Raw genomic sequence first — 26,357 nt, 5'->3', positions numbered from 1 at the left:
TTATGTTTGATAAAAAAGCAAAATCCTATACCGATCTTTTAGGAAAAACGAATCGGATTGTTGAAGGAACTACGATAAAAGGCGATATTATTTCGCAGGCTGATTTTAGATTAGACGGAAATTTAATTGGTAATTTTCAGTCAGAAGGAAAAATAGTGATTGGACCCGCAGGAAGTGTCACTGGAGATATTGTATGCAAAAATGCGGACATCGAAGGAAAATTTGAAGGTAAAATTCAGGTAACCGAAGTATTGAATGTAAAATCAAAGGCCAGTATTCATGGAGAAGTTATTGTAGGGAAATTAGCAGTAGAGCCAGGCGCTGATTTTAGTGCATCTTGTGCCATGAAAACAAATATTAAAAATGTAATGCAAAACGATGGACAACAAACCACCCCCGAAAAGAGCGAATAAATGGCTGCAGTTCATTAATATTCCAATTCAAATGGGAGTTATCATATTTTTGTTTTCCTATCTTGGGGAGTGGTTAGACGAGAATTATCCCCATCCAAGAGTATATTACAGTAAAATTGTAGTGATGGTTGGCGTGGTTTTGGCATTGTACAATGTAATCCGTCAGGTAAACGAAATCAATAAAACGCAGTAATTTTTCAAAATAAAAAGCGTAAAAACCAATCGTAACACGTTCCGATTTTACAAATTAAAATAACGTTGCGCCTGAGTGCCTTTGCGGCAAAAAACAAATACAATGAATTTAAAAAAATACAAACCACTGCTGCCTTTATTGGTGCTTGCGGGATTGGCTTACGGTATTCATAGAGTTATTTTTTATGTTTTGCACATAAATGACTCCACTTTTTACTATTCGATAGAAACCCTATACCTGCTGTTCTTGGCGTTGTCAATTATGGTATTTGTGGTTTTGCTGAAAGTGAAAGAACGAAGTTTTGATAATGTAGGCATGTCATTTCTTTTGAGCACCAGTATCAAAATGATAGTTTGTTATTTGATTTTAAAGCCTATATTGCGGGTTACAATTGAAATTAAATCAATAGAGAAAATTAATTTTTTTATAATGTTTATTCTCTTTTTAGCAATCGAAACCATATTAACAATACGTATCTTAAACGAAAAGCAATAAATATATTTTTTAAGGAACAAATCCATCAAAAATAATTTTTTATATTCTTTTGCATATTAATAAAAGATGTACATTTGCACCAAATTTCAGAAACGTAATAAATTAAGATAATTAACTGTTATGGTGATTTCAAACAAACCACTTAGATTCATAGTAGCGACTTTAGTAGCGTGTCTTCCTTTAATTAGTTTTGCAAATCCGGAACAGGATTCTGTGAAAGTAAAAACAGAAGTTGCTCATGAGGCAGCTGAAGGAGCTCATGCTGAACCAACAGATGTAAAATCTGAAATTAAGGAATTTATCAATCATCACCTTTTAGATTCACATTCTTTTACCTTTAATGCGGATAAAGAATCAGGATCACATAATGGTTTCTCATTGCCTGTTATCCTTTGGGACAATGGTTTGCAAGTATTTTCTTCTTCAAAATTTCATTATGGTGAAGAAACAGCAGAGCACAATGGAAACTTCTACGTATTGCACCACGAAAAAATATACAAAACAGAGGCGGACGGAACTTTAACAGAAGGCGAACATGGTCATCCTACTAATGTAACGCCACTTGATTTATCCATCACTAAAAGTGTGGTTGGTATTTTGTTTGTCGCCATTTTAATGTTTATCTTGTTTAAAGGTTTAGCAAAATCATATACTAAAAACGGAGGAATTGCTTCAGGAGCCGGACGCATATTTGAACCGATTGTTTTGTATGTCAGAGACGAAATTGCCATACCAAATATTGGAGAAAAAAAATATAAGAAATACATGAGTTACTTGTTAACGATATTTTTCTTTATTTTATTTCTAAACATTTTAGGGTTAACGCCACTGGGATTCAATATAACGGGAAATATTGCTATAACAGCATCGCTGGCTATTTTGACGTATGTAATTACCACTTTCTCAGCCAATAAAAATTACTGGGCACACATTTTCTGGATGCCAGGGGTGCCAACTCCAATGAAATTTATTTTGGCGCCAATTGAATTATTGGGAACCATCATCAAACCATTTTCATTAATGATCCGTTTGTACGCTAATATTTTAGCAGGACACGTAGTTTTGATGAGTATCATTGGTTTAATGTTTATTTTTAAAAGTTGGATTGGAAGCAGTTTGTCATTTGGATTGGCATTTGTGCTTATGATTCTTGAAATATTAGTAGCTTTTTTACAAGCGTATATTTTCACTATGTTATCCGCACTTTATTTTGGAGCAGGAAACGAAGAGCATCATCACGAAGAGGCTCACCATTAAGTCGAAAGTCAAACGTTGAAAGTTTAAAAGTCACCTTGACTTTATGACATTCGACCTTACAACTTTAGACTATTAATAAAAATGTTTAATTTTTAATTTATATATTATGGAAATTCCAACTATTGTAGGAGCAGGTTTAATCGTTATCGGAGCAGGTTTAGGTATTGGTAGAATTGGTGGTTCAGCAATGGACGCTATTGCTCGTCAACCAGAAGCTTCTGGAAAAATCCAAACAGCTATGCTTATCGCAGCTGCACTTATTGAAGGTATTGGTTTTGCTGCGTTATTCGCATCTTAATTAAAACTAAAAAAAACAATAGTTACAACGGTTGGTTGTAACTATTGTTTTTAAAATTAAAACATTACAAATTGCGATTAAAAGCAATTCATACTTTAAAATTTATAATTAGATATAATGGATAAGTTAATAAATGATTTTTCGTTTGGTTTGTTTATTTGGCAAATAGTAATATTTGTAGGATTGATATTCTTGTTAAAAAAATTCGCTTGGAAACCAATTCTGGATGCAGTTAATGATAGAGAAGAAGGAATTAAAAATGCCTTACTATCTGCTGAAAACGCTAGAAAAGAAATGCAAAATCTTCAAGCTGACAACCAACGTATTTTACAAGAAGCAAGATTAGAGCGTGACAACATGCTTAAAGACGCTCGTGAAATAAAAGAGAAAATGGTTGCTGATGCAAAAAATGAAGCACAGGCTCAAGGATTAAAAATGATCGAGCAAGCGAAAGCAGCAATTGAAAGTGAAAAAAATGCAGCCATGGCCGAATTGAAATTACAAGTTTCAACATTGTCATTGAATATCGCAGAAAAAATATTGAAAGACGAATTATCTAACAAAGAAGCTCAAACTAAATTAGTTGAGAAAATGTTAGGTGATGTAAAGTTAAACTAACAATTATGGCAAGTACAAGAGCAGCAATTCGCTATGCAAAAGCAATTCTAGACTTAGCAAACTCAAAAGGTGTTGCCGAAGTTGTAAATAACGACATGAAATTGATTGCTTCGACAATTAAGGGTAATTTAGAATTGAGTACTTTTATTCAAAACCCGACCATGAAAGTGGAGGTAAAAGAGAAAGCACTGTTAGAAGTTTTTGCCGGTATAAATGGCGTAACTCAAGGGTTGTTTCATTTATTATTTGAAAACAAAAGATTCGAAATTCTAGAAGCAATTGCCATAGAGTACAGTAAATTATCGGATATTATGAATGGTATTGAAGTAGCGCAGGTTACTACAGCGATTCTTATGGATGCAGCATTAGAAGCTAAAGTTTTGGCTAAAATTGCAACACTTTCGGATAAAAAAATCACAATAGAAAATATAGTAGATGCTTCAATCATTGGAGGATTTATTCTTAGAATAGGCGACAAGCAATACAATGCTTCAGTAGCCAACAGATTACAAGTATTAAAAAGAGAGTTAAGTAATTAGTTTTATTGCACATTTAAGTGTCTAAATTATAAATTAAGATGGCGGAAATCAAACCTGCTGAAATTTCAGCAATATTAAGAAAGCAAGTAGAAGGTTTTGAATCTGGTGCTACACTAGAAGAAGTAGGAACAGTACTTCAAGTTGGAGATGGTATTGCTCGTGTTTACGGGCTTTCGAATGTTCAATATGGAGAGTTAGTTGAATTTGACAATGGATTAGAAGCTATTGTTTTGAATCTTGAAGAAGATAATGTAGGTGTGGTACTTTTAGGACCATCTACAGGAATCAAAGAAGGTTCAACTGCTAAAAGAACACAACGTATTGCTTCTCTTAAAGTAGGAGAACAAATGGTAGGTCGTGTAGTAAACACACTTGGTTTTCCTATTGATGGAAAAGGACCAATCGGTGGAGACTTATACGAGATGCCTTTGGAAAGAAAAGCTCCTGGAGTTATCTTCCGTCAACCCGTTACTGAGCCATTACAAACAGGAATAAAAGCAGTAGATGCTATGATTCCAGTAGGTCGTGGACAACGTGAGCTAGTTATTGGTGACCGTCAAACAGGTAAATCAACTGTTTGTATCGATACTATCTTAAATCAAAAAGAATTTTACGATGCTGGGAAACCAGTATTTTGTATCTATGTTGCTATTGGACAAAAAGCTTCGACTGTAGCAGGAATTGCTAAAATGTTAGAAGAAAAAGGCGCAATGGCATATACCATTATTGTTGCTGCAAATGCTTCTGATCCAGCTCCAATGCAAGTGTATGCTCCTTTCGCAGGTGCTGCAATTGGAGAATATTTTAGAGATTCAGGACGTCCGGCTTTAATTGTTTATGATGATTTATCTAAACAAGCGGTTGCATACCGTGAGGTTTCTCTGTTATTGAGAAGACCACCGGGACGCGAAGCATATCCTGGAGACGTTTTCTACCTTCACAGTAGATTATTAGAACGTGCTTGTAAAGTAATTGCAGATGATGGAATTGCTAAAGACATGAACGATTTACCAGATTCATTGAAATCAATTGTAAAAGGTGGTGGTTCATTGACTGCGCTGCCAATTATTGAAACTCAAGCTGGTGACGTTTCTGCATACATCCCAACAAACGTAATTTCGATTACAGATGGTCAAATTTTCCTTGATGGAGATTTGTTTAACTCTGGGGTTCGTCCGGCAATTAACGTAGGTATTTCGGTATCTCGTGTTGGAGGAAATGCCCAAATTAAATCAATGAAAAAGGTAGCAGGTACATTGAAACTGGATCAAGCACAATTCCGTGAATTAGAAGCGTTTGCTAAATTTGGTTCTGATCTTGATGCCGTTACTTTAAACGTAATTGAAAAAGGAAGAAGAAACGTTGAAATCTTGAAACAAGGTTTGAACGATCCATATACTGTTGAAGATCAAGTTGCAATTATCTATGCTGGTTCTAAAAACTTATTGAGAAATGTTCCTGTAAATAAAGTAAGAGAATTTGAGAAAGATTTCTTGGAATTCTTGAACAACAAACACAGAGCAACTCTTGACGCTTTAAAAGCAGGAAAATTAACAGACGAAATTACAGATGTAATTGAATCTGTGGCAAAAGAATTATCAGCAAAATATAACTAAAACTAGTCAAAAGTTGTAAAGTCGAAAGTCTTAAAGTCAGTTTATCTGCTTTTGAGGACTTTAGACTTTATGACTTTACGACATTAGACTAATATAAAATGGCAAATTTAAAGGAAATCCGTAATAGAATTACTTCCGTTTCATCTACGATGCAAATTACATCGGCAATGAAAATGGTTTCTGCAGCAAAGCTAAAGAAAGCACAAGATGCAATCACAGCAATGCGCCCTTATGCCGAAAAATTAACGGAATTATTGCAAAATCTTTCTGCCACGCTTGATGGTGAGATAGGAGGAGAGTTTACCATACAACGAGAGATCAAGAAAGTTTTATTAGTTGTAATAACATCTAACAGAGGTTTAGCGGGTGCTTTTAATACGAATGCAATCAAAGAAGCTAAAAATCGCGCTGAATTTTATACAGGGAAGCAAGTGGATATTTTTGCTATTGGCAAAAAAGGAAATGATGTTTTGAGTAAAACACATTCAGTGGTTGATAATCAAAGCGTTGTTTTTGATGACTTGACTTTTGATGCTGTAGCTAAAATTGCGGATACATTAATGGAGAAATTCGTTTCAGGAGAATATGATAAAATTGAGTTGATTTATAACCAATTTAAAAATGCCGCAACACAAATCGTTCAAACCGAACAATTTTTGCCATTGGCACCTATAAAATCTGATCTTACAGTTTCAACTGGTGATTATATTTTTGAACCTTCAAAAGAAGAAATCGTGTTGACTTTAATTCCAAAATCATTAAAAACACAATTGTATAAAGGAATTCGGGATTCATTTGCCTCAGAGCACGGAGCGCGTATGACTGCGATGCATAAAGCAACTGATAATGCAACGGAAATGAGAAATCAATTGAAATTAACGTACAATAAAGCACGTCAAGCTTCTATTACTAATGAGATCTTAGAGATCGTTGGTGGTGCGGAAGCATTGAATGGATAATAGATTATTGATTCAAAATATATAAAGAGTCACGCTATGCGTGACTCTTTTTTTGTTTCTAAGGGAATTGTTTAATAATCTTTTTTTTCTTATACCAATCCTTGTTTATTCCATAAATCGTAGTACTTTCCTTTTTGTTCTAATAATGCGACATGATTTCCGGACTCCACGATAGTGCCATTTTCCATTACCAAAATAGTATCTGCATTAGCTATAGTACTCAATCGATGGGCTATGACAATAACTGTTTTTCCCTGAGATTTAAAATTATCAATCACTTCTTTTACAATGTGTTCCGAGTTAGTATCTAATGAAGAAGTGGCTTCATCCATTAATAACACTTCCGGGTTTTTGTACAAGGCTCTTGCTATAGCAATACGTTGTTTTTGTCCTCCAGAGAGCATGGCGCCATTTTCTCCAATTTGAGTTTCAAAACCATTGGGCAATTTCTCCACAAACTCTGTAATTCCCAATTGTTTGGACAAATCTAAAATGCGTTGAATATTTGGAAATGAATCGCCTAAAGCAATGTTTTCGATAATATTTCCCGAAAACAGATTGAGCTGTTGCGGAATGACACCAATGCAATTCCGTAAACTCTGATAATGTATGAATTGAGAATCATATTCTCCAATATAAATTTTTCCTTCTTTTATGGGATATAAGTTTTGCAACAGTGAAATCAGTGTCGTTTTACCACTTCCGCTTTCGCCAACGATAGCTGTGGTTTCATTTTTCTTGAAAACCGCATTAAAATTTTTGAAAACTTCTGTTCGAGAGCCATAACGAAACGTTACATTTTCGAATTTTATATCTCCTATGTTTTCTCTTTGTAATTCGACTTTATTTTCTGTCTCTTCTCGTTCTAAATCCATTATTTCAAAAAGTCGATCAGCTGCTATGAGTGCATTTTGTGCTGTTTTGTTCATCCCAATCAAGGAAGCAACAGGCGAAGTAAAATATCCAATCAAAGCATAAAAGGAAAATAATTCCCCTGGAGTAATGGCTCTGTCAATCACATAACCCGAACCAATCCACATTAGAATAACAGTAAATATCGAAGCCAGAAATTGGGTGGAAGTCCCTGCAAAAACACTGTTTAAGCCTGATTTATAGGTGGTGAACAATAGTTTTACAAATTTGTTTTCTGTCTTTAGATTCGAAAACTCTTCGATTCCAAATTCTTTTACGGTTCTGATATGCGTTACACTTTCAACTAATTGTGTTTGTAATTCGGCGGCATTCTCCATGATAACACGTTCTACTTTTTTATTGAATTTATTTAAAATAAAATAAATAGCTCCATAAAATGGAATTACCAACAGAATCACCAAGGCCAATTTCCAATAATAGGTAAACATCAAGGTAAAGGAAAAAATCACAATGAAGATATTTACAATCATATCAATCGCCACTTCATTGATAAAAGATCTAATTTTTACCGCATCGCCAATCCGGGATGTGATTTCTCCAACTTGCATCGTGTCAAAAAAACGTTGCGGAAGATGGAGTAAATGTTTATAGTATCCTAAAATTAATTTGGCATCAATCAATTGCCCCGTTTTCATAACAAAAACACTCTTTTGAGAACCGATGTAGGCTTGCAATATGATGATAAAAATCATGGAAACACTCAGCAAATTGAGTAAGTTTCTGTTGCCTTCAACCAAAACATAATCGGTAATTTTTTGAATGTAGATGGACATGGCCAATCCTAAAACGGTAAAAAGTATGGCACCCGCCAAAGCCTGAATTAAAATGGTTTTATGTGGCTGTACCAAATCCCAAAAGCGTTTTAATGGAGTAACTTTTTCGTTATATTCCTTGAAATCATCATTCGGTGCAAAAAGAATCAGTACACCAGTCCAGATTTTTTGAAATTCTTCATACGTATAGGTTTCCATTTTGCCAAAAGCGGGATCCATTGCTGTAATTTCCCCTCCCGACCTCCCCGAAGGGGAGGAGACAGAATAAATAACAACATAATGATGCAATTGTTCTTTTACCACCACGTGAGCAATAGCAGGGAGCGGAATTTTATCAATAGCATCGATACCTCCTTTTACTCCTTTGGCAGAAAAACCCATTTTTTCGGCGGCTTCAATTATCCCCAGGACATTGGTACCTCGTTTATCGGTATTGGCAAATTGACGAATTCGGGCTATAGGCAGATTAACTTTGTAATGATTGCCAATAGAAGCGAGACAAGCAGCGCCACAATCTTTGATATCATGTTGTTTTATTTTTATAGAGGCCATTATGTAATTAGAAATTAGTAGTTAGAAATTAGTAATTTTGATTTTCTATAAATTAATTTCTTTATGAAAAACGATAATCTTATCCATGTAAAGTCAAAAAAATTTGCAATTAAAATTATCAATACTTTTAAGTATTTACAAACAGAGAAAAAAGAATTTGTTTTGTCTAAACAAATGCTTCGAAGTGGAACAGCAATTGGCGCTTTAATTAAAGAAAGTGAATTTGCCCAAAGCAGAAAAGATTTTCTGAACAAATTGTACATTGCTTTAAAAGAAGCAAACGAAACCCAGTATTGGATTGAACTATTGTTTGAAACGGAATACATTACAAAAATGGAATTTGATTCATTGTCTACGGATTGTATTGAAATACTAAAACTATTGGTCGCCATAACTAAAAAATTGAAAGAAACTTTAAGTAATTAAAAAGGAACAAGTAGAAATTAGCAATTTTTCCCAATTACTAATTTCTAACTCCTAATTGCTAATTGTTTTGGGTTGAGCCAATCATCGACTTTGTCAAACAATAAATCAAATAAGCTTCTTCTTGTAATGATGTAGCGTGTAGTGAGGGTCATTCCTTTTGTAATTTGGGTTTTGTAACCGGATTGCAATTGCATTGCGGTAGTATTCAGTGCGCATCGTACTTTAAAAAAAGCTTGTTCCCCTTGAATGGTAATATTACGGTCAATATCGATTACTTTTCCTTCTAGCAAACCCCATTGGTTGTAATTGAAAGCATCGAGTTGAAATTTCACCTTTTGATTTTTTCTAATTAAACCTATATCGTTTGGTGAAACGGTGCTTTCTACAATCAATTGATCTATTGCCGAAATAGAGGCTATAGGTTGAGAGGCGTTCAAGAAAGAACCAGCTTGAATTCCTGAGAAATTTTCTATAGTTCCAGATAATGGTGCTGTTATATAATAGTTTTGCGCTTCTACTTTTATTTTTTCTAGGGTGCCGTTTAGGTTTTGAAGTTGCATTTGTAGCTCTCGTTTGCTGTTTTGCCAAAGGCTACGTTGGTTTTTTTCTAAACCAGAAAGTGCTTGCTGAGCATACGTATAATCAAAACTATATTTCTCAAATTCAGCTTTGGCAATTATGCCCTTATCATGCAACTGTTTGTTTCGGTCATATACTATTTTTGATTGGGCAATTTTGCTTTGCAATTCCTCTCTTTTATTATTGTAACTCTGCCACTCTTGCTGCATAGCAAGTGTTTTAAAACCCGTAGCCCTGCCTTGTGTAACTTGAGTTAAATCATGAATTTGATCCTGAATAGTAGCCGCCGTCACTTGATTATTGGCTTTCTCGGTATTTAAATTTTCTTGGGTAATGGCAATCAGGGTATCTCCTTGTTGCACTACTTGGTTATTCTTTATTTTTATAAAAGTTACTTTGCCATTCACTAAGCTACTTACTGGAACATTGTCAGTAGTACTTCGCACGATACCGCGACTCTGACTGCTAATGTCTATTTTGATGACAGGCAATAGTGCCAGAAAAATAAGTATAGCCAGAATCAAGACCAAGTAAATAGAAATACTCTTGGTTTTGTTTTTTGCGATAAGGTTTTCGAGAGTGTTTATGGGATCTTGACTGAAGTTCATTTTTTTTAGTGAATTTATAAGACACGTTTGTATAGATAATAAAAACATGGAGAACCTGCAATCCAACAAACAAATTTCCTTTAACTGATTACTATTTCAATACTAAAAAGACTGCCTAATAAAATAGGCAGTCTCACAATAAAAATCTTGATTTAAAAGTTATTTTTTAACTTTTGAATATGAGCAATTAACGCTCCTAAAGCAATACCTATGATAAATATCTTAAACCAATAAGGAGCTAAGTATTGCATTATTTTATGATAAGTCATTGTGTTAATTTTATGATGTTGCCCAGTCTACAAATTTATAGACGCCATATCCAACTAAAGCACCTACAACAACAACGCCAACAACTGTAGCCCCTGCAGCAGCCACGGCTATCACTGCTGGAGCAAGATAACCTCCTTCAGTCTCTTTGGACTCTTGGATACTAATTTCCTTTAAATTCAACGCTTCTAAATTCATATTTTAATTTTTTGATATTTAACATTATTTTTGTCCTTGAGCAACTGCTGCACCTACACCAACTCCTACCCAAAATGCAGTAGCTACAGTTTCAGCAGATATTGCTATTCCCCATATTAGAAGAGGTATAAACCCACCTTCTGTTCCTTTAACTTCTTGAGCATTAAGCTCCACTAAATTCAAATTATCTAAATTCATTTTTTAAGTTTTTAAAATTACACATTTCATTTCAATAAAAAGTTTCTCGAGAACTTTTGTGCTTGGTTTTTTTTAGAGACCATAGCTTTCAAACTCCTTGCTCTGTTTTTTTTGAAAGGGTTACAGTACAGCTGAATTATTCCCTTGTAATTGGCCAATTGATTTAGGAAAGTAATCTACATTTAAAAGTAACGTCTTACTCCAAACGCTTTCACTTTCTTTGTGCCAAAACTAGAGTAAGAAGAGGTTCTAAGCAAACTGTTGTTATCGGAATTCCTGAATTCCGATACTGAATTCACGGAATTCCACAAATTGTATTTTATAAATCACTGAAAATATGCTATTTAAATAATGTAAAAAAATCATTATTTTTAAGATTATTTTAGTGATGTTGCTGTATTTTTGTGCAAAATCTACTGTAATGACTAACCAACGTTTTATTAAAATAGTGCTTTTAATACTGTTTCCTTATTGTTTATTGGCGCAAACGGCTGATAAATTTATCGGAAAAGATTCGTATGAAGATTTAAAAAAAGAGTTTATTTTACAGAAAAGTGATAATAATAAGAAAACATTTATTTCGGAAATCATTTCTAAATCTTATTCTAGAAAAAATAATTTAAGTCTTTCACGGGGTTTTTATCTTTTATCAACATTATACAAAGGAAATAAAGCAATACAATACCTTGATTCATCTATTGCCTATTCAACTAATCAAAATGATTATAATTTTCCAGCATTGTCTTATTCTAGAAAGGCATATGAGTTAAGAATGCAATTTAAGTATAGCAAGGCTTTAGCTAATTATTTCAAAGCAGAAAAATATGCTAAAGACAATAATGAAGATTTAAATTTTTATATCAAGCGGTCAATTGGTGTTTTAAGGTCAGAGGAATTAGGTGAAGTAGAGGAGGCATTGCTACTATATCGTGAATGTTTAAGTTACATAAGAAAAAAAGACATATCATCTTTAAAATACAGTAGCGATTATCACAATCTTTTATTTGTGATTGCCGATGCGCACAAATCATTAAAGAATTTAGACTCTGCTAGTTTTTATAACAAATTAGGGTACAAAGAATCGATTATAACCAACGATAAGTTTTATATACCATATTTTATTTTAAATGAAGGTGCAAATGAAATGTTAAAGAAAAATTACAAAGCATCTTTAGATAGTATAAATAAGGCATTGCCTCAAATAATATTAGATAAAAATTTTGGTAATATACTGGCGTCTTATTTTTATTTAGGAAAGTCGTACGCTGGTATGAGTAGTGAAAAGAAAGCGATTCAAAATTTTATCAAAGTAGATTCCATGTATTTATTAAATAAAAGAATTACACCAGAGTTTATAAGTGGGTATTCCTATTTAATTGAATATTACAAAAAAACTGGAGACAAAGAAAATCAATTAAAATTCTTGAATAAGTTTATGAGTATTGATAGCATATTACAAAGAAACTATAAGCATTTAAATAAAGTTTTAGTCAAAGAATATGACACTCCTCGTTTACTTGCAGAAAAAGAATCCCTTGTACAATCCTTGCAAAACAATGAATCTAGATATTTTATATGGATTTTGATTCTAATAGTAGGTATTGGAGGCTTAATAGGCTACCAATTTTATTCAAAAAAACAATATCAAAAACGATTTGAAGCAATTATTCGTCCTACATCAGTTGATTTTCAGCCTTCTGGTGCTATAAAAAAGGAAGATGATTTTAAACAAGAAAGTAAATCACAAGAATCACGAGGTATAGCAATAGAGGTTGTGGAGCAATTATTAGAGAAGTTAGTCTACTTTGAACGCAATAAGGGATATTTAGAGAATACGATTACCATTCAAAAAGTAGCTTTGCAGTTAAATACAAATACAAAATATTTGTCTAATGTTATTAATGAACATAAAGGAAAAACGTTTGTGCATTATATTAACGATTTGAGAATTACACATGCGGTTGACCAATTGCAAGCCCAAACGAAATTACGAAATTACACCATGCCTTTTTTAGCGAAGGAGTTTGGATTCAATTCTGCCGAAGCTTTTGCTGCGGCTTTTTATAAGAAAAACAAGATTAAGCCTACTTTTTTTCTAAAAGCACTAGAAAATGAAAAATATTCATAACTATTTCGTTTTCAGTTAATTATTTTATATAGCGCTATCGGAATTCACGGAATTCCGCCAATAACTTTTAATTTTTTTTAGCTATTATCAGGCCAAGCTTTTACTTTTGCAACTTGTATAATAAATAAATAATTTTATCACATGAAAACAGAAAAAAAACAAACAAAAACGCAATCAAAGTTCAATTTAGAAAAAATGAAAGTAGCTCAATTGGATAACTTACATTTAATAAATGGTGGTTTTTTAAAATTGACTGGTGACATTGAAACTGTAACTGACTCTTTAATGCCTCCTCCCAATAACTTTAACTTAAAAAAATGAAAAATATTTATTTAATTTTTTTAGTCTGTATAATTTTAAGTTGTGCCACAAAAAAAAATGGAGTTTATGTTTTAAAAAATGAATCAATTAGCTCTGGTTGGCGAAGTTTAGATTCTTTAAATTGGTTTCATAAAGTCAATAAAGATCAAAATGCTTTTATCATTGATTTTATTCAAGTCAAAAAAACATCTAAAAGTAAAGTTCGAAACAATAATGTTGTGGTTGCTATAATTGACACTCCATTAGATACTAATCATGAATATTTAAAGAATAATATTTGGTTCAATAAACATGAAATTCCTTCTAACGGTATAGATGACGATAAAAATGGCTATGTAGACGATATTAATGGTTGGAATTTTATAGGAACAAGAGATAATGGTTATTTAGTTTGGGTTAATTTTGAATTTGTAAGATTTTTGAAAATTTTGAACGCTAATTCTAATCCTCAATTAACTATTCAAAACCTAGGCGGTGATGAATATAAACGTATAATCAACACTTATAACAAGCAATTTGGAGCTTATGACAACTGGTTAAAATCACAACAATACATTGTTGATAATTATCAAATAGCAAAAGATAGCTTAAAAAGATATTTTCCTAATGAAAAGTATTCAATCAAGGAATTAGATAGTTTGTATCTCAAGCATAAAATTAATGATAAAACTTTTAAACAAAGACGTGAAGACAAGGATTATGATATTGGTGCAATGATAGGTTTTATAAAGTCAAGATTGCAAGCAGGAGAGAATACAATTGAGGAAGCTTTAGATACAAGGGTTCGAATAGATTCGATAGTCAACAGAAATCTAAATGTAAATTTTGATGAAAGAATATATATTAAAGGCAATCCTTATTTAGTTAGTAAAGGATATGGAAATGCGACTATCTCAGAAAACAAGGCAGGCAAAAGATCTACGCATAATCATTCAACTAAGGTATCAGGTATTGTATCGATGATTGCAAAAAATAATTTCAAGATAATGCCGTTAGTAATTTCGGCATCAGGTGATGAATACGATCAGGATATAGCTAATGCGATATATTATGCAGTAGATAATGGTGCAAAGGTTATCAATATGTCATTTGGTAAAGAATTTTCTTTATATAAAGAATTGGTAATAGAAGCATTAAAGTATGCAATGAAAAGGGATGTATTGATTGTACATTCTGCGGGTAACAATAAATTCAATATTGACGAAAACCCTTATTATCCGTCAGATACAGAATTTAAGGATGATGCAAAAGAAGTCGTAGATAATTTTATCAATGTAGGCGCCACTACTGCAAAAGCAGACAGTACTTTTGTGGCCTCTTATTCAAATTACGGCAAGAAGAATGTAGATTTATTTGCTCCTGGAGATAAAATTTATACCACAACCGCAGGCAATAGTTATGGCTATGATTCAGGTACTTCACTTGCAGCACCCATGGTTTCTGGAACAGCGGCTTTAATATGGTCGTATTATCCTAAACTAACAGCTAAGGAGGTTAAACAAATTATTCTAGAATCAGGAACGGCTTACGATTTAGACGTTTTGGTCCCTGGTGGAGAGGGCAAAAAAATCAAATTTAGTGAATTATCTAAATCAGGAAAAGTATTAAATGTCTATAACGCGATGCAACTCGCTGAGAAAGTGAGTAAAAAGAAACGATAATGCACCACTATCAAGTTCGTCCTTTCTCGCACTATGTTTTAAGAACCCCTTTATTTCCATTGCCTTTCTATTTTGATTTATTGGAAAATTATTCCGAAGAGGCCTTATTGCTGCAGTTTGAAAACCCTTATGTTAGAGAAGCCATTCGTATGGCTTCACCGGAACTACTAACAGCTTTAAAAAAATGGAAAGCTGATCCTTCCAGTGTATCACCTAAAAAAAGGGAGAGTTTGCAGCTTAGTTTACTGAAATACATTGCGCGAATATCAACTCGTTGTACTCCTTTCGGGTTATTTGCGGGTTGTTCAGTTGGAAAAATAGCTTCTGAAACGAACATTATACTCAATTCAACTGAAAATTTTAGTCGTTTTACACAATTTGACATGCAATTTTGGGTGGCATTATTACGAGAATTTGCTAAAAGAGAAGAAGTTATACCTTATCTTAAATATTATCCTAATAATTCGATCTATGCTCTTGGGGATTTTTACCGCTATGTTGATTACAACTATGTAAAAACAAAAAGAGTCCATACCATTTCAGCATTGCGAAAAACAGCCCTTTTAAGTGAATTAGTGCTTAAAGCAACATCAGGGATGACTGTTGATGAAATGGTTTGTCTTCTTGCCGATGATGATTCTGAAACCGCAGAAGCTTTAGAATATATTAATCAGCTTATCGATTTTCAGTTTCTTGTAAGTGAATTGGATGCAACAGTTACAGGTAGTGATGAATGGGGACGCGTTTTTTCTATCATCGATAAAATTCCGAACTTAAAAAAAGATTCTCAACTTTTGCAAAGTATAAGAACTCAATTTTTAGTATTAGACCAAACGCTTGTTCCTTCTGAAAAAGACTATGAAGCGATACAGGATTTAATTGAGAAAACAGGTGTGGAGTTTGATGAAAAATATCTTTTTCAAACTGATTTAAATACGACCGCTTCCGTAAATACTTTGAGTACTAGTTCACAAAATAAAGTCTTCCAAGCGGTTCGTTTTTTAAACGGAATTCAAAAGCAAAAGAAGTCTGAAAACCATACTAATTTTATAAAAGCATTCACACAAAGGAATGAATCAAGAGAAATGCCTTTGACAACTGTTTTAGATACTGAAACGGGAATTGGGTATCTTCAAAATTCTGAAATGAATGATACGCATGAGATTTTGGAGCATTTTTCTTTTAAAAGTAAAGTTCAAGAAACAATCCTCGAACCTTGGACGGCTTATGATTTTATAATGGAGAAGAAACTTCAGCAATGTATTCTTAAAAATGAAGAAGCAGTATCGCTTTCTGAAAAGGATTTTCCGGATTTTGATCCTAGTTGGAATAATGCACCAGCTACTTTCTCGGTAATGATTGAAATTGCATTGCATCAAGAAAAAGAAATCATATCAATTGAATCTTCGGGGGATGTTAGTGCCGCCAAACTATTAGGGCGTTTTTGTAATGGAAATGATGCTATTTTCAATTTAACCAATGAAGTTGTAGCCAAAGAAGCGACCTATCATTCTGATAAAATTTTAGCAGAGATTGTTCATATTCCGGAATCAAGAACTGGTAATATATTAAGAAGACCTGTTTTAAGAGCATTTGAAATTGCCTATTTGGCTAATTCGGCAGCAACTAAAGACTACACGATTGACTTAAATGATTTAATGATTTCGATACGCAACAACAAAATTATTTTGCGATCTAAGAAACACAATAAAGAAGTTATTCCTTGTTTGTCAAATGCCCATAATTATGTTACTAAATCGCTGCCTGTTTATCATTTTTTATGTGATTTACAGTCGCAAGATGTAAAGCCTATTTACAGTTTCAGTTGGGGTGTTTTAGAAACGCATTATGATTTTTTTCCAAGGGTTGAATATAACGGAGTACTACTTTCAAAATCAAAATGGATCGTAAGTAAAACTGAAATTATGCCTTTTTATAAAATGGATGGCATTCTATTATTTGAAGCTTTTTCGATTTGGAGAAAACAACGAAGCATTCCTAGTCTTGTAAATTGGGCTCATTTTGACAACACATTGTTACTTGATTTTGAGACAAATATAGGGATTCAATTATTTTTGAAATCAGTTGTAAATCATGTTAAAATCACTTTAGAAGAATTTCTATTTACAGAGGAATCTGTGGTGAAAAACGCAAAAGGTGAAAATTTTGCCAATCAGTTCATTCTATCCTATTATAAAGACCAATTGTAAAGTATGAAAAGGGATTTTTGCATAGGAAGTGAATGGCTGTATTATAAAATATACACTGGAGTAAAAACAGCAGATCTTATATTATCTGAAAAGTTGTATCCCTTAATTTTAGATTTACAAAAGGAAAAGATAATTGCCAAATGGTTTTTTATTCGGTATAACGATCCTGATTCGCATCTTCGTCTTCGTTTTTTAGTAACCAAACCAGAAGCAATAGCTACCATTATCAGTTCATTCCATCCTGTTTTTGAGAAGTTATTGGTCAACCATTTAGTTTGGAAAGTACAAACGGATACTTATAAGAGAGAATTGGAGCGGTACGGAGAGGCTACCATGGTAGATTCTGAGACTTTGTTTGGGTATCATAGTGAGTTGATTGTAGCCTATTTAAAGCATAAATCCAATTTTGAGGTAGCAGCACAGCTATTGTTTGGACTGTTTACAATTCATCATTTTTTAGAAAGTTTTCAGTTATCAATGTCTGAAAAACATGAATTGATGCGCCGGTTACAAATGAATTTTAAAAAAGAATTTAATGCCGATGCGGCCACAAATAAGGGACTAGATACCCAATACCGCAAGCGTGAAGTAGAAATTACTGCCTTGCTACTAGGCAAAACGGACTTGCCATTTGAAGTATTAACTCCCTTCATAGAAACTAAAATATCAGAAATTGCTTTGTTAAGTTCCAACATAAAAAGTCAGTTGGAGATTCCTCTTTTTGATTTTTTAAGCAGCCATATTCACATGATGGTTAATCGTCAGTTTACCTCCCGCCAACGACAATATGAGCTCCTGATATACGACCATTTGTATCGGTTTTATAAAACTCAGGAGCTCAGAAGGCATTAAAAATTGGGATTGACTTTTGAGTTAAGCCCTTTTGCTCTATAATACAATAGAATGTTTTAGTTAAAAATCAGTGACAACAAATTTACCATTTGTAATATTGTGAATCAAAGCGCCTTTATTATAAACTTGCAGATTCATTTCGCCTCTAGTTACTTTTTCTTCATTTATAGTTGTATGCTCAAGAATTGTGTAACTGCCAGCTGTTTGGTATTTTTTCCAATCAATATCTCTAATCCACAATAACTGGGTAGCTCTAAATATGCCAACATATTGATCAAAATCAATTCTGTTCTCTATTGTATTTTGGTCAAATTTATACGTGCCTACTGCTAAATTTGGCAATTTAATTTTAGATTTAATTAAAGCTCTAAATCCGTTATCTGTGTAAAAGTACATTTGATATGGATTATTTAATAGTTTCGGATCATATTCGCCAAAATGAAATGCGGTAAAAAAACTTAAAGCAGTTCCTTTAAAATTCATATTTGTAAAAGTATATGGGCACTCGGTAGTTCTTACATTATTACTAGTTACCGACCCTTCGATATATTTTCTTTTTTTATCAATGTCTAATTCATCATAGTAAGATTGTTCTAATAGATATCCTTTAAAATCAAAATGAAGGTACTTTTTTGTTTCATCGTAGTTGAAATTTGATATTGTCATTAAGCCTTTAGGGTTAAAATCGGCAGATTCAAAATGTGCATTTTGATTTCTATAGTCAAAAAGTGTAATATTTTTTAACGTACCATTTTTCAATAGCGAGAATTCAATTCTAAAACCTGGATTTTTATTGTTTTGATAGCTACAACTAAAAAATAAACTTTCACAACTTTCGTTGGAGCCGATGCGACTATTTATTAAATTTAACTGTTCATTGTCAATTTTAATATTTAGAGAATTCACAACTTCTTCTTTAAGAACTTCTTCTCTTTCACAAGATGCTATAAAAAGGAATAAAAGCAAACTATTTGCTTTTATTAAAAACCACCTACAGTACTTACCGTAGGTGGATATGTTTTTTTTTGTGCCTACCATTGAACTTGAATTGGTCTTACTTGAAACTCTACTTTACCAGTATAATATGTTCTTGTAGCAAATTGCCCAGTATTAGGATTTTTATTTACTACATTATCGTAAAAAGGAATTACAGAGTCGAATAAATTGTTGCTTTTCGTTGTTCTTTTGACGATATAATCATTTGATTTTGATTCTTCAATTGACGCTCCATATTTCGTGTTCACTTTAACAACCTCAAAAATTGTCCCGCTTAATTCGGTAGAAAAGTTAGCATTGAATTTTGAGCTTATTGATTGTTTAGTTTCAATTATTAATGGATCATCTACTTCTTCAAAAGAAAATTTCCATTCATTTGAAAATCTATTTAAATCCCACGTTTGAAATTCTAACACTGTACCGTAATTATTATTCAAAAAATTTATAGTTTTTAAGCCAATTATAGTTGTACGAATGTAAGTTTTTTTGAAAGGCCAATTAAATCTGCTGTATGCTTCATGTTTTAATTCAAATAAATCAGACGGTTTAGCAAAAAAGCCTTTTTTATCTGATTCACCAGTGTTTGATGCTTTTGATCCATAAAAGCAATAAATCATAAATTCAAATTGTCCGTCTGTCCATCCGGAGGAGCTATTGAGTCTATAATCAGTTACTTGTTTTGGGTCATCTGTGTTTGAAATAGTATTAAATGCTCCTTGTGCATCATTTCCCGACATTTTGAAAGAGGTTATGTATTCTCTATACTTCCCACCACTAATTGCTCCTTTTTGCTTGCTAGGAGTCAATCCATAATAGATGTTGTCTCTTTGCCAACCCTCTGATGCAGTACCTTCCCAAACATTGTAAGCATCCTTTAAAAATTGACTTTAGCACCATCATTTTTTATGTTGGAAAATAGCAAAATTACTGAACATTTCTATTCGATTTGCTACATAACAAGTAACAATCATTACGTTATAATTTTACTCTTAAAGTAGGTAATATAGCTATGGTTTCAACACCATTTAATGAATAATACAACTTGCTTTTTAAACCAAGTTCAGCATAACTATTGAGTTTGAAATAATATTCTAAAGATCCAAATAAACCCAAATTGTCTGCTCGATTTTTTTCGTTTATTAACACAAACACAGTATTGTTATCAATATTAGTAATATCGCTTCTGTTCATATTTTCAATAAAATAGTATGCTCCAAGCGTAAACTGCAAATTGTTTTTAAAAACGGTTCTAAAATGAACATCATAAAAGTCTTTGGTATGAATGTTTCTATAGTTTTGTAAAACCAAACCAGTATTGGTTGAAGTAAGTATTACACCATCATCTATATTTTTTGCATGCTGTAACCTAGAATAACCTAATCCAATGTAGCGGTCTTTAGGTAATTTAAAATCAAAATTTATTTCATAAAACGAGCCAATATTTGGCAATTCAAAAGGTACGGGATCATCTAAAAAGGATTTGGAGTACTCGATGTAGGATAGACCATAAGAGAACGAAATTTCAATTTTTTGTTCTTTGTTTTCTTGAGCAAATAAAGAAGTTGAAAGAAAAAATATAGTTAATAGTAGTCTATTTTTCATAGGATTAGATTTTATAAGTAACTGTTTTTTAATTTTAATGAATGTTTTATTGAATCATTTTTCTAAAAATAATTTTATGATAATTAGAATCTTTTACCAATATTTAAAGTAAGGTTATAGTGGTTAGGATACACCGGAATTGAGTTAATTTTTTTTTCGCCAATAGGCATTAAATAGTACGGACTGATACCAACAAAGTAATTCTTATAAAATGTACATTGAAATTGTAATCCTAAGGTATAATAAAAAGTATTTAAATTACCTGAAGTGGTTCCATTTTCATAAGTAAGTATCTGTCCATTATTAAAATCATAAGTCCAATTTTTTACATCATGCGCTCTAGAATATGAAAACAAATAGCCAGCACCTAAATTAAAATTAAATAAAAACCGATCATTATTAACAAATAGATAATCTATCTTAGTTCCTACAGTAACAGTATTTATTTTTGACCAAAGCGAATTAAAATATACACCTGAGTAGGTTTGATCCATTAAATAATTATCGACTGCTGTTGCATCATCAAAAAAACGAGGAAAATCATTACTTTGATTGTATTCTAAATACAAATCAAATGCAAAAGACTGAGAAAATCTATTTTGATAATTTAAACCTAGTGAAAAATTATTTAAGTTGCTTTCTTTATCAGGAAACCAAGGTTTGCCAATTGACACATAAACGCTTTCGTTTTGAGCAGATGAGATTGTAAAAATAAAGATAAATAAAACTGTAAAATTTTTTTTCATAACAACATAAATGTAGATGCTGTACCAAAGATACAGCATCTAATTAATAATTAAAGGTCGGTATAATAGTGTTTAAAGTAGTAATCTACAATGCCATTTTTCTTCACATTATAATCCACACCACCATCACTGACTGTTTCACCAGTAGCGCCAAGACCTACAATAGTTGCTAAAACAATTCTACGTGAGATTTCTGCATTTGTCCTAAACTTTGCATTACCGACTGAAACATTAATTTTAGCTGAACCGCTTGCCTCGGCATTTGGTTTAATTTTACCATCTTCAAGTTTAAAACCTGACTTCATGGAAAGTTCAAAAGATGCTGTAGCCTTCAAGTTATGTATGGAAAAAATAGCGAAATCCTGTGTATTTTCGCTCATGTTCCAATCTTGGTCAAATTCAGCACCAAAATCAACCCAATTTTTATCTTTGACATGTTTTCTTTTACATCTGAATTCTTTTACAATATAATCTTTTGGAGAAGCTGTTATTGTGCCATCTGCGTTTTGTGTGACAGAACCATCAGTTGTGCCGCGGTAAAATCTCAACTTTTGATGTGTGCCACCAAACCCCATGTAACCAGTTCCATTTATTCTTATTCTTGGGATATAGGAACTGATACCATCTGTTTCGGGAATATTATTATGATTGGTATTTGTTGTCAGTAATGTTGTTGTTGGTATTGTATTGTTATTATTAGTAAATCCACTAGGATTGTAAACCATGAATTGATTCTCACTAGTTATCAGTTCATTATTTTGGTCTAAAGGTGTAGGTAACAGTTCTATAAAATTACAAGGTCTACCAGCAATATCACATGGATCTATAGGTACGATTACATAAACGGGATTGTTATCTAAAAAATTGTTATCAAGATTATTAATAATTTCATAATCACTGTAGCCTGTATTAAATTGAAATCCGATGTTTGTTTGCGAATTGTTTAGCGGATCGAATGAAACATAATATTCTTGTGCATTTTGATCATCATTTTCATATTCAGGATCAAATGGAAAAAAAATTTGTAATTCCTGTGAAACAAGAAGATTAGTTAATTCATCTGCAATAAACGCTGTAGATCTAAAATTGTTCTTAGAAGTTAAGTTTTTGTCCAAAATTTCTTTAATTGTTTTATAATCATTAGAATTATTTTCAAACTCTTTTCTTAAAGCATTTTTAAAAATATTTTGCTTTCTTAAATTATTTATTTGGTTTTTGAACGTAGCTTGTTCATTTTTTCTTAAACCTTCTTCTTGTTCAAGTAAGTATGCAAAAGATACAATATTTGCATCTTTGTCAACTTCTTTCATTTTGTTATTTAAAGCGTTTTTGACTTCAGAGTCAGTTAATAACTTGCCTAACAAAATAGCAGTTTCTTGTACTAACTTCTGTTTTGAATTTAAATTTGTTTTTTCTAGTGTTTCACTATTGTTTTCAGTAGAACAACTGATTACCAAGAGGCAGAAGGAAAGTAGGAATATACTTTTTCTCATTATAAATTTTGTTCTCATTTAAGATTGTTTTAATTGTTTTAAATTGATAAATTTTAGATAAGTAGCTACAATATCATTTTAGAAAAAAAACTTAATTCTAAATAACGTCTTACTAAGAACTTATTTGTTTTTCTTGACTCCAAAACTACCCTCATATATTTTAACATACAAACACTTGTTATCGGAATTCACGGAATTCCGTGTCTTAATTCCGTGAATATTTTTTTAAAATACCTGAACATCAATAATTTGAAAACATGATTTTTTCTATGAATTTAAGCTATAAGCTCTAATTTTAGGTGTTGCGCGATAAATGACACTTATTAAACTTCAAAATTTTCAATTAGATTTCTCAAAAATTTACCCTATCATCACTTTCAATCTCATTCCTTTTTCTCTAATTTTACATTTTTGAAAAGCAAATATGAAATTAGAAATTAGAGAACTGACCACTAAACAGGAAATGTTAGCTCAATATGAAGTTATGCTACATTTATATACGAATTTCACTTTAGACAAATACGATGCGTATCTCACAGAGATGATCCCACACAACTACAAGCAAATTGCCGTTTTTGAAGGTGATGTATGTGTTGGACTCTCTGGATTGTGGTCAGGAACTAAACTCTGGTCTGGCAAGTATTTAGAAATTGATAATTTTATTGTACACCCAGATCACCGCAAAAAAGGAATTGGCAAAATGTTGACGGATTATGTTGATGCTTTGGCAAAAAAAACGGGCTGTACGATGATCGTTTTAGATGCCTTTACCGGAAATTTCACCGCACATCGCTTTTATTACAACCAAGGTTACGTACCCAAAGGATTTCACTTTCTTAAAATTTTAAACGAAGAAGGACTAAGTTAAATAGAAAATTATGAAAGGATATAAAACAATTTTTTTCTCAGCGATTACCGCTATCAGCCTTACTTTTTGTGCCATGAAGCACGAACTTCAAACGGAATTTCCTCAAGAAATCCAGTCTGCTTTTTATCAGAAAATAAAGAATGGCAACGAAAATAGCGCTACGCATTTTTATATCGAATTCAAAAAACCGCTTGCAAACAACATCAAATTGGAGAAAATCTATTTTCACAATGAAGAATCCCCGGTGAGTGAAATTACTAAAAATACTTTTGTATCACATTTTTATCAAAGTAATAAAAAAGAAGATTTAATTTTGAATAGGAATCCCGCCAAAGAATATGGCAATAAGGCACCAGTCGTTCAAAAATCTAAATTTGATTTAAAATTCAATGAAGCAGTTTTGGAATATACGAAAGACGGTAAAACCCTTTTTTATAAAATATCGAATGTCCTAGAAAAACCCTTGCGATAATTTTTTGCAATTGAAAAGCTTTTGTAATTGATTTTTCTCTTTCAAAACAAACATTCACTTCAGTGTATTTAACCAAAGAATTAGTTATTTTTGGCTCTTTAATTTTAATAAAAACACCATTTTGGGATTATATAAAAATCTTTTTAAACAGACTGCCATTTACGGATTAGCAACGGTCATCCCGCGAATGTTCAGTTTTTTATTGGTGCCTTTATATACGGATCTACTTCCTAAAGCGGAGTATGGGAAGGTTTCCATAATTTTTGCCGGAATGATTTTTTTTAATGTCATTCTTGCATACGGAATGGAAACTGCTTTTTTTAGGTTTTATAATAAGGAAACAAACAAGAATTCAGTAGTTGAAACAACCTCAGTGTCGATCTTCTGGACTTCACTTACCTTTTTATTCATAGCATTACTTTTTCGAAACACATTAGCGCTTTGGTCAGGAATTGATGAACAATATATTACATACACCATTTGGATTTTAGTGCTCGATGCATTGGTTATTGTTCCGTTCTCTAAATTAAGGGTCAACCAGCAACCCGTAAGATACGGCATAATCAAAATAGGAAATGTAGCCGTCAATCTTTTTCTGAACCTTTTCTTTTTGAGTTATTTACCCGCGATTGCAGAATCAAATCCGGACAGTATTTTACGCTCTTTGTACCTGGAAGATTTCCAAATAGGATATATTTTTGTGTCTAATTTAATTGCCAGTCTACTGACCTTTATAGTGTTGTCACCCAATTACTTTATATTGAAATGGCAGTTTGATTATTCCCTGTGGAAACGCATGATGCAGTACGGAATGCCTATTATGGTGGCCGGAATAGCATTTGCCATCAACGACCAATTTGACAAAATTTTATTGGGATACTTATTGCCTCCTGACATTGCTGATGCCGAAGTGGGAGTGTATAACGCCTGCTACAAACTCGGTTTGTTCATGGTCTTGTACCGAACTGCCTATACTTTGGGAATCGAACCCTTCTTTTTTAGCCATTCTAATAGTAAAGATGCGCCACAAACCTACGCTACAATTACCAAATATTTTGTCATTTTTGGGTCGTTTATATTACTGTCCGTCATCGTTTTTGCCGATGTGCTCAAAGTTATTATGATCCGAGATGATTCCTATTGGGAAGCCATGAAAGTAGTACCATTAATTATTTTGGCTAATTTTTTCCTAGGCATTTACACCAACCTTTCCGTTTGGTACAAACTGATCGACAAAACCCATATTGGTGCATACATTTCTATAGTGGGAGCCATCATTACCTTAGCATTAAACTTTCTTTTAATTCCTACAATGAGTTATTACGGTTCTGCAATTGCCACCATTGCGGCTTATGGAAGTATGATGTGTATTTCCTACTATTTTGGGAATAAATATTATCCTATTCCGTATGATACCAATAAAATCTTCATGTATCTATTGATTTCAGTAGGATTTTCGGCAGTTTCCTTTTATGGTTTCAGAGAGAATTATTACGTAGGAATCACGTTATTACTGGTGTTTATGTATTTTATATACCACAATGAAAAAGAATTATTAATCAAAATTATTAATCGAAAAAAACAATGACAATAAACATAATCAACAAATCACAACATGCCTTGCCTAACTATGAAACCATAGCCTCAGCAGGAATGGATTTACGTGCCAATTTAACGGAACCCATAACATTAAAGCCACTGGAAAGAGCGATTGTAAAAACAGGTCTTTTCATCGAATTGCCCATAGGGTACGAAGCGCAAGTAAGACCTCGAAGCGGTCTCGCTGCTAAAAACGGAATTACGGTGTTGAACGCTCCCGGAACAGTAGATGCCGATTATCGGGGTGAAATCGGAGTTATTTTAGTAAATTTATCCAATGAAGATTTTGTTATCCAAAACGGAGAACGCATTGCACAACTCATCATCGCAAAACACGAACGTGCAGAGTGGATTCAAGTACAAGAGCTGACAGAAACCTCCAGAGGAGAAGGCGGATTTGGTAGTACGGGAGTGAAATAGATTTAATAATTTAAAGATTGAAAAATTTAAAGATTTGCGATACTCTTTAAATTTTTCAATCGTTTAA

At 32.6% G+C, this 26,357-nt stretch carries 28 protein-coding genes; 19 read left to right on the top strand and 9 right to left on the bottom strand.

The annotated features are described in order from the left end of the window. Positions 1 to 2 precede the first annotated feature (2 nt). The 9 genes from EKL99_RS13010 to atpG all read left to right on the top strand — a co-directional run bounded on the left by EKL99_RS13010 (position 3) and on the right by atpG (position 6,388). On the top strand, positions 3 to 413 hold the full coding sequence (locus tag EKL99_RS13010; RefSeq protein WP_126457781.1) for a polymer-forming cytoskeletal protein: 411 nt from the start codon (positions 3 to 5) through the stop codon (positions 411 to 413). Further along, on the top strand, positions 379 to 606 hold the full coding sequence (locus EKL99_RS13005; RefSeq protein ID WP_126552877.1) for an AtpZ/AtpI family protein: 228 nt from the start codon (positions 379 to 381) through the stop codon (positions 604 to 606). The genes EKL99_RS13010 and EKL99_RS13005 overlap by 35 nt, the downstream gene beginning before the upstream one ends. A 102-nt stretch (positions 607 to 708) precedes the next feature. Beyond that, positions 709 to 1,101 (top strand): hypothetical protein, encoded by a 393-nt coding sequence (locus EKL99_RS13000; RefSeq protein WP_126561349.1) that lies wholly within the window; start codon positions 709 to 711, stop codon positions 1,099 to 1,101. A 120-nt stretch (positions 1,102 to 1,221) separates the two neighbouring features. Then, positions 1,222 to 2,358, top strand: a complete 1,137-nt coding sequence (gene atpB / locus EKL99_RS12995) for a F0F1 ATP synthase subunit A (RefSeq protein ID WP_126552879.1) — start codon at positions 1,222 to 1,224, stop codon at positions 2,356 to 2,358. Positions 2,359 to 2,464: 106 nt separating this feature from the next. Continuing rightward, a complete protein-coding gene (gene atpE / locus EKL99_RS12990) occupies positions 2,465 to 2,656 on the top strand; it encodes an ATP synthase F0 subunit C (RefSeq protein WP_073353856.1) in 192 nt (63 codons plus the stop codon). Positions 2,657 to 2,773: 117 nt separating this feature from the next. Further along, on the top strand, positions 2,774 to 3,274 hold the full coding sequence (locus EKL99_RS12985; RefSeq protein ID WP_126455009.1) for a F0F1 ATP synthase subunit B: 501 nt from the start codon (positions 2,774 to 2,776) through the stop codon (positions 3,272 to 3,274). A 5-nt stretch (positions 3,275 to 3,279) separates the two neighbouring features. After that, positions 3,280 to 3,813, top strand: coding sequence for an ATP synthase F1 subunit delta (gene atpH / locus EKL99_RS12980; protein ID WP_126455011.1), 534 nt, complete (start codon positions 3,280 to 3,282; stop codon positions 3,811 to 3,813). A 38-nt stretch (positions 3,814 to 3,851) separates the two neighbouring features. Continuing rightward, a complete protein-coding gene (atpA, locus tag EKL99_RS12975; RefSeq protein WP_126457785.1) occupies positions 3,852 to 5,429 on the top strand; it encodes a F0F1 ATP synthase subunit alpha in 1,578 nt (525 codons plus the stop codon). A 98-nt stretch (positions 5,430 to 5,527) separates the two neighbouring features. Then, positions 5,528 to 6,388, top strand: coding sequence for an ATP synthase F1 subunit gamma (gene atpG / locus EKL99_RS12970; protein ID WP_126577092.1), 861 nt, complete (start codon positions 5,528 to 5,530; stop codon positions 6,386 to 6,388). A gap of 89 nt (positions 6,389 to 6,477) precedes the next feature. On the opposite strand, the gene EKL99_RS12965 is transcribed toward atpG, so the two are convergent. Continuing rightward, positions 6,478 to 8,646: a peptidase domain-containing ABC transporter gene (locus tag EKL99_RS12965; protein ID WP_126577091.1), complete on the bottom strand. Its 2,169-nt coding sequence runs from the start codon at positions 8,644 to 8,646 to the stop codon at positions 6,478 to 6,480. A 63-nt stretch (positions 8,647 to 8,709) separates the two neighbouring features. Here EKL99_RS12965 and EKL99_RS12960 point away from each other — a divergent pair, with 63 nt between their 5' ends. Beyond that, positions 8,710 to 9,072, top strand: a complete 363-nt coding sequence (locus EKL99_RS12960) for a four helix bundle protein (protein ID WP_126577090.1) — start codon at positions 8,710 to 8,712, stop codon at positions 9,070 to 9,072. A 44-nt stretch (positions 9,073 to 9,116) separates the two neighbouring features. Here EKL99_RS12960 and EKL99_RS12955 read toward each other — a convergent pair whose 3' ends face one another. From EKL99_RS12955 to EKL99_RS14720, 3 genes are all read right to left on the bottom strand, one after another. Next, positions 9,117 to 10,259, bottom strand: a complete 1,143-nt coding sequence (locus tag EKL99_RS12955) for an HlyD family secretion protein (protein WP_197037248.1) — start codon at positions 10,257 to 10,259, stop codon at positions 9,117 to 9,119. A gap of 279 nt (positions 10,260 to 10,538) precedes the next feature. Further along, a complete protein-coding gene (locus tag EKL99_RS14565) occupies positions 10,539 to 10,724 on the bottom strand; it encodes a hypothetical protein (protein WP_091259184.1) in 186 nt (61 codons plus the stop codon). Between the two features lie 24 nt (positions 10,725 to 10,748). Continuing rightward, entirely contained in the window at positions 10,749 to 10,922 is a 174-nt protein-coding gene (locus EKL99_RS14720) for a bacteriocin (RefSeq protein WP_231507447.1), read from the bottom strand. Between the two features lie 421 nt (positions 10,923 to 11,343). On the opposite strand from EKL99_RS14720, the gene EKL99_RS12940 reads away from it, so the two are divergent. From EKL99_RS12940 to EKL99_RS12920, 5 genes are all read left to right on the top strand, one after another. Beyond that, complete coding sequence (locus EKL99_RS12940) at positions 11,344 to 13,050, top strand: AraC family transcriptional regulator (protein WP_158614838.1); 1,707 nt, start codon at positions 11,344 to 11,346, stop codon at positions 13,048 to 13,050. Positions 13,051 to 13,191: 141 nt separating this feature from the next. Further along, positions 13,192 to 13,371, top strand: coding sequence for a hypothetical protein (locus tag EKL99_RS12935; RefSeq protein ID WP_126457790.1), 180 nt, complete (start codon positions 13,192 to 13,194; stop codon positions 13,369 to 13,371). Continuing rightward, positions 13,368 to 15,032: a S8 family serine peptidase gene (locus EKL99_RS12930; RefSeq protein WP_126457791.1), complete on the top strand. Its 1,665-nt coding sequence runs from the start codon at positions 13,368 to 13,370 to the stop codon at positions 15,030 to 15,032. Before EKL99_RS12935 ends, EKL99_RS12930 begins: the two co-directional genes overlap by 4 nt. Further along, positions 15,032 to 17,242, top strand: coding sequence for a lantibiotic dehydratase family protein (locus EKL99_RS12925; RefSeq protein ID WP_126457792.1), 2,211 nt, complete (start codon positions 15,032 to 15,034; stop codon positions 17,240 to 17,242). Before EKL99_RS12930 ends, EKL99_RS12925 begins: the two co-directional genes overlap by 1 nt. 3 nt (positions 17,243 to 17,245) lie before the next feature. After that, positions 17,246 to 18,094, top strand: a complete 849-nt coding sequence (locus EKL99_RS12920; RefSeq protein WP_126457793.1) for a thiopeptide-type bacteriocin biosynthesis protein — start codon at positions 17,246 to 17,248, stop codon at positions 18,092 to 18,094. A 60-nt stretch (positions 18,095 to 18,154) separates the two neighbouring features. On the opposite strand, the gene EKL99_RS12915 is transcribed toward EKL99_RS12920, so the two are convergent. The 5 genes from EKL99_RS12915 to EKL99_RS12895 form a co-directional block, all read right to left on the bottom strand. Continuing rightward, positions 18,155 to 19,132 carry a hypothetical protein gene (locus EKL99_RS12915; protein ID WP_126457795.1) on the bottom strand — a complete coding sequence of 326 codons (978 nt, stop codon included), beginning with the start codon at positions 19,130 to 19,132 and terminating at the stop codon, positions 18,155 to 18,157. Next, positions 19,126 to 19,896: a hypothetical protein gene (locus EKL99_RS12910; protein ID WP_126552889.1), complete on the bottom strand. Its 771-nt coding sequence runs from the start codon at positions 19,894 to 19,896 to the stop codon at positions 19,126 to 19,128. Before EKL99_RS12910 ends, EKL99_RS12915 begins: the two co-directional genes overlap by 7 nt. A 169-nt stretch (positions 19,897 to 20,065) precedes the next feature. After that, positions 20,066 to 20,692 (bottom strand): hypothetical protein, encoded by a 627-nt coding sequence (locus EKL99_RS12905; RefSeq protein WP_126457799.1) that lies wholly within the window; start codon positions 20,690 to 20,692, stop codon positions 20,066 to 20,068. Positions 20,693 to 20,775: 83 nt separating this feature from the next. Continuing rightward, a complete protein-coding gene (locus tag EKL99_RS12900) occupies positions 20,776 to 21,438 on the bottom strand; it encodes a hypothetical protein (RefSeq protein WP_091259556.1) in 663 nt (220 codons plus the stop codon). A 50-nt stretch (positions 21,439 to 21,488) separates the two neighbouring features. After that, a complete protein-coding gene (locus EKL99_RS12895; protein WP_126552891.1) occupies positions 21,489 to 22,949 on the bottom strand; it encodes a hypothetical protein in 1,461 nt (486 codons plus the stop codon). A 406-nt stretch (positions 22,950 to 23,355) separates the two neighbouring features. Between EKL99_RS12895 and EKL99_RS12890 the strand changes: the two genes are divergently transcribed. The 4 genes from EKL99_RS12890 (at position 23,356) to dut (ending at position 26,290) form a co-directional block, all read left to right on the top strand. Further along, positions 23,356 to 23,799, top strand: coding sequence for a GNAT family N-acetyltransferase (locus tag EKL99_RS12890; protein ID WP_126457805.1), 444 nt, complete (start codon positions 23,356 to 23,358; stop codon positions 23,797 to 23,799). Between the two features lie 10 nt (positions 23,800 to 23,809). Continuing rightward, a complete protein-coding gene (locus EKL99_RS12885) occupies positions 23,810 to 24,271 on the top strand; it encodes a hypothetical protein (RefSeq protein WP_126577089.1) in 462 nt (153 codons plus the stop codon). Between the two features lie 121 nt (positions 24,272 to 24,392). Further along, positions 24,393 to 25,859, top strand: a complete 1,467-nt coding sequence (locus tag EKL99_RS12880) for a lipopolysaccharide biosynthesis protein (protein WP_126577088.1) — start codon at positions 24,393 to 24,395, stop codon at positions 25,857 to 25,859. Continuing rightward, positions 25,856 to 26,290, top strand: coding sequence for a dUTP diphosphatase (gene dut, locus EKL99_RS12875; protein WP_126552895.1), 435 nt, complete (start codon positions 25,856 to 25,858; stop codon positions 26,288 to 26,290). Before EKL99_RS12880 ends, dut begins: the two co-directional genes overlap by 4 nt. Positions 26,291 to 26,357: the final 67 nt, after the last annotated feature.

This window comes from Flavobacterium sp. ZB4P23, assembly GCF_003970375.1.
Classification (GTDB): Bacteria; Bacteroidota; Bacteroidia; order Flavobacteriales; family Flavobacteriaceae; genus Flavobacterium.
Note: the sequence above shows the minus strand (reverse complement) of the source record. Positions and strands in the feature narration are given on the sequence as shown.

Bases quoted from the DNA above. Each gene is read 5' to 3' on its own strand.
- EKL99_RS12985 (WP_126455009.1), top strand. From the start codon at position 2,774: ATGGATAAGTTAATAAATGATTTTTCGTTTGGTTTGTTTATTTGGCAA.
- EKL99_RS12940 (WP_158614838.1), top strand. From the start codon at position 11,344: ATGACTAACCAACGTTTTATTAAAATAGTGCTTTTAATACTGTTTCCT.
- EKL99_RS14565 (WP_091259184.1), bottom strand. From the start codon at position 10,724: ATGAATTTAGAAGCGTTGAATTTAAAGGAAATTAGTATCCAAGAGTCC.
- EKL99_RS12935 (WP_126457790.1), top strand. From the start codon at position 13,192: ATGAAAACAGAAAAAAAACAAACAAAAACGCAATCAAAGTTCAATTTA.
- EKL99_RS13005 (WP_126552877.1), top strand. From the start codon at position 379: ATGGACAACAAACCACCCCCGAAAAGAGCGAATAAATGGCTGCAGTTC.
- atpA (WP_126457785.1), top strand. From the start codon at position 3,852: ATGGCGGAAATCAAACCTGCTGAAATTTCAGCAATATTAAGAAAGCAA.
- EKL99_RS12905 (WP_126457799.1), bottom strand. From the start codon at position 20,692: ATGAAAAATAGACTACTATTAACTATATTTTTTCTTTCAACTTCTTTA.
- EKL99_RS12915 (WP_126457795.1), bottom strand. From the start codon at position 19,132: ATGGTAGGCACAAAAAAAAACATATCCACCTACGGTAAGTACTGTAGG.
- EKL99_RS12960 (WP_126577090.1), top strand. From the start codon at position 8,710: ATGAAAAACGATAATCTTATCCATGTAAAGTCAAAAAAATTTGCAATT.
- atpE (WP_073353856.1), top strand. From the start codon at position 2,465: ATGGAAATTCCAACTATTGTAGGAGCAGGTTTAATCGTTATCGGAGCA.
- dut (WP_126552895.1), top strand. From the start codon at position 25,856: ATGACAATAAACATAATCAACAAATCACAACATGCCTTGCCTAACTAT.
- EKL99_RS12920 (WP_126457793.1), top strand. From the start codon at position 17,246: ATGAAAAGGGATTTTTGCATAGGAAGTGAATGGCTGTATTATAAAATA.
- EKL99_RS12955 (WP_197037248.1), bottom strand. From the start codon at position 10,259: ATGAACTTCAGTCAAGATCCCATAAACACTCTCGAAAACCTTATCGCA.
- EKL99_RS12925 (WP_126457792.1), top strand. From the start codon at position 15,032: ATGCACCACTATCAAGTTCGTCCTTTCTCGCACTATGTTTTAAGAACC.
- EKL99_RS13010 (WP_126457781.1), top strand. From the start codon at position 3: ATGTTTGATAAAAAAGCAAAATCCTATACCGATCTTTTAGGAAAAACG.
- EKL99_RS12890 (WP_126457805.1), top strand. From the start codon at position 23,356: ATGAAATTAGAAATTAGAGAACTGACCACTAAACAGGAAATGTTAGCT.
- EKL99_RS12965 (WP_126577091.1), bottom strand. From the start codon at position 8,646: ATGGCCTCTATAAAAATAAAACAACATGATATCAAAGATTGTGGCGCT.
- EKL99_RS12930 (WP_126457791.1), top strand. From the start codon at position 13,368: ATGAAAAATATTTATTTAATTTTTTTAGTCTGTATAATTTTAAGTTGT.
- EKL99_RS12895 (WP_126552891.1), bottom strand. From the start codon at position 22,949: ATGAGAACAAAATTTATAATGAGAAAAAGTATATTCCTACTTTCCTTC.
- EKL99_RS12900 (WP_091259556.1), bottom strand. From the start codon at position 21,438: ATGAAAAAAAATTTTACAGTTTTATTTATCTTTATTTTTACAATCTCA.
- EKL99_RS12885 (WP_126577089.1), top strand. From the start codon at position 23,810: ATGAAAGGATATAAAACAATTTTTTTCTCAGCGATTACCGCTATCAGC.
- atpH (WP_126455011.1), top strand. From the start codon at position 3,280: ATGGCAAGTACAAGAGCAGCAATTCGCTATGCAAAAGCAATTCTAGAC.
- EKL99_RS14720 (WP_231507447.1), bottom strand. From the start codon at position 10,922: ATGAATTTAGATAATTTGAATTTAGTGGAGCTTAATGCTCAAGAAGTT.
- atpG (WP_126577092.1), top strand. From the start codon at position 5,528: ATGGCAAATTTAAAGGAAATCCGTAATAGAATTACTTCCGTTTCATCT.
- EKL99_RS13000 (WP_126561349.1), top strand. From the start codon at position 709: ATGAATTTAAAAAAATACAAACCACTGCTGCCTTTATTGGTGCTTGCG.
- atpB (WP_126552879.1), top strand. From the start codon at position 1,222: ATGGTGATTTCAAACAAACCACTTAGATTCATAGTAGCGACTTTAGTA.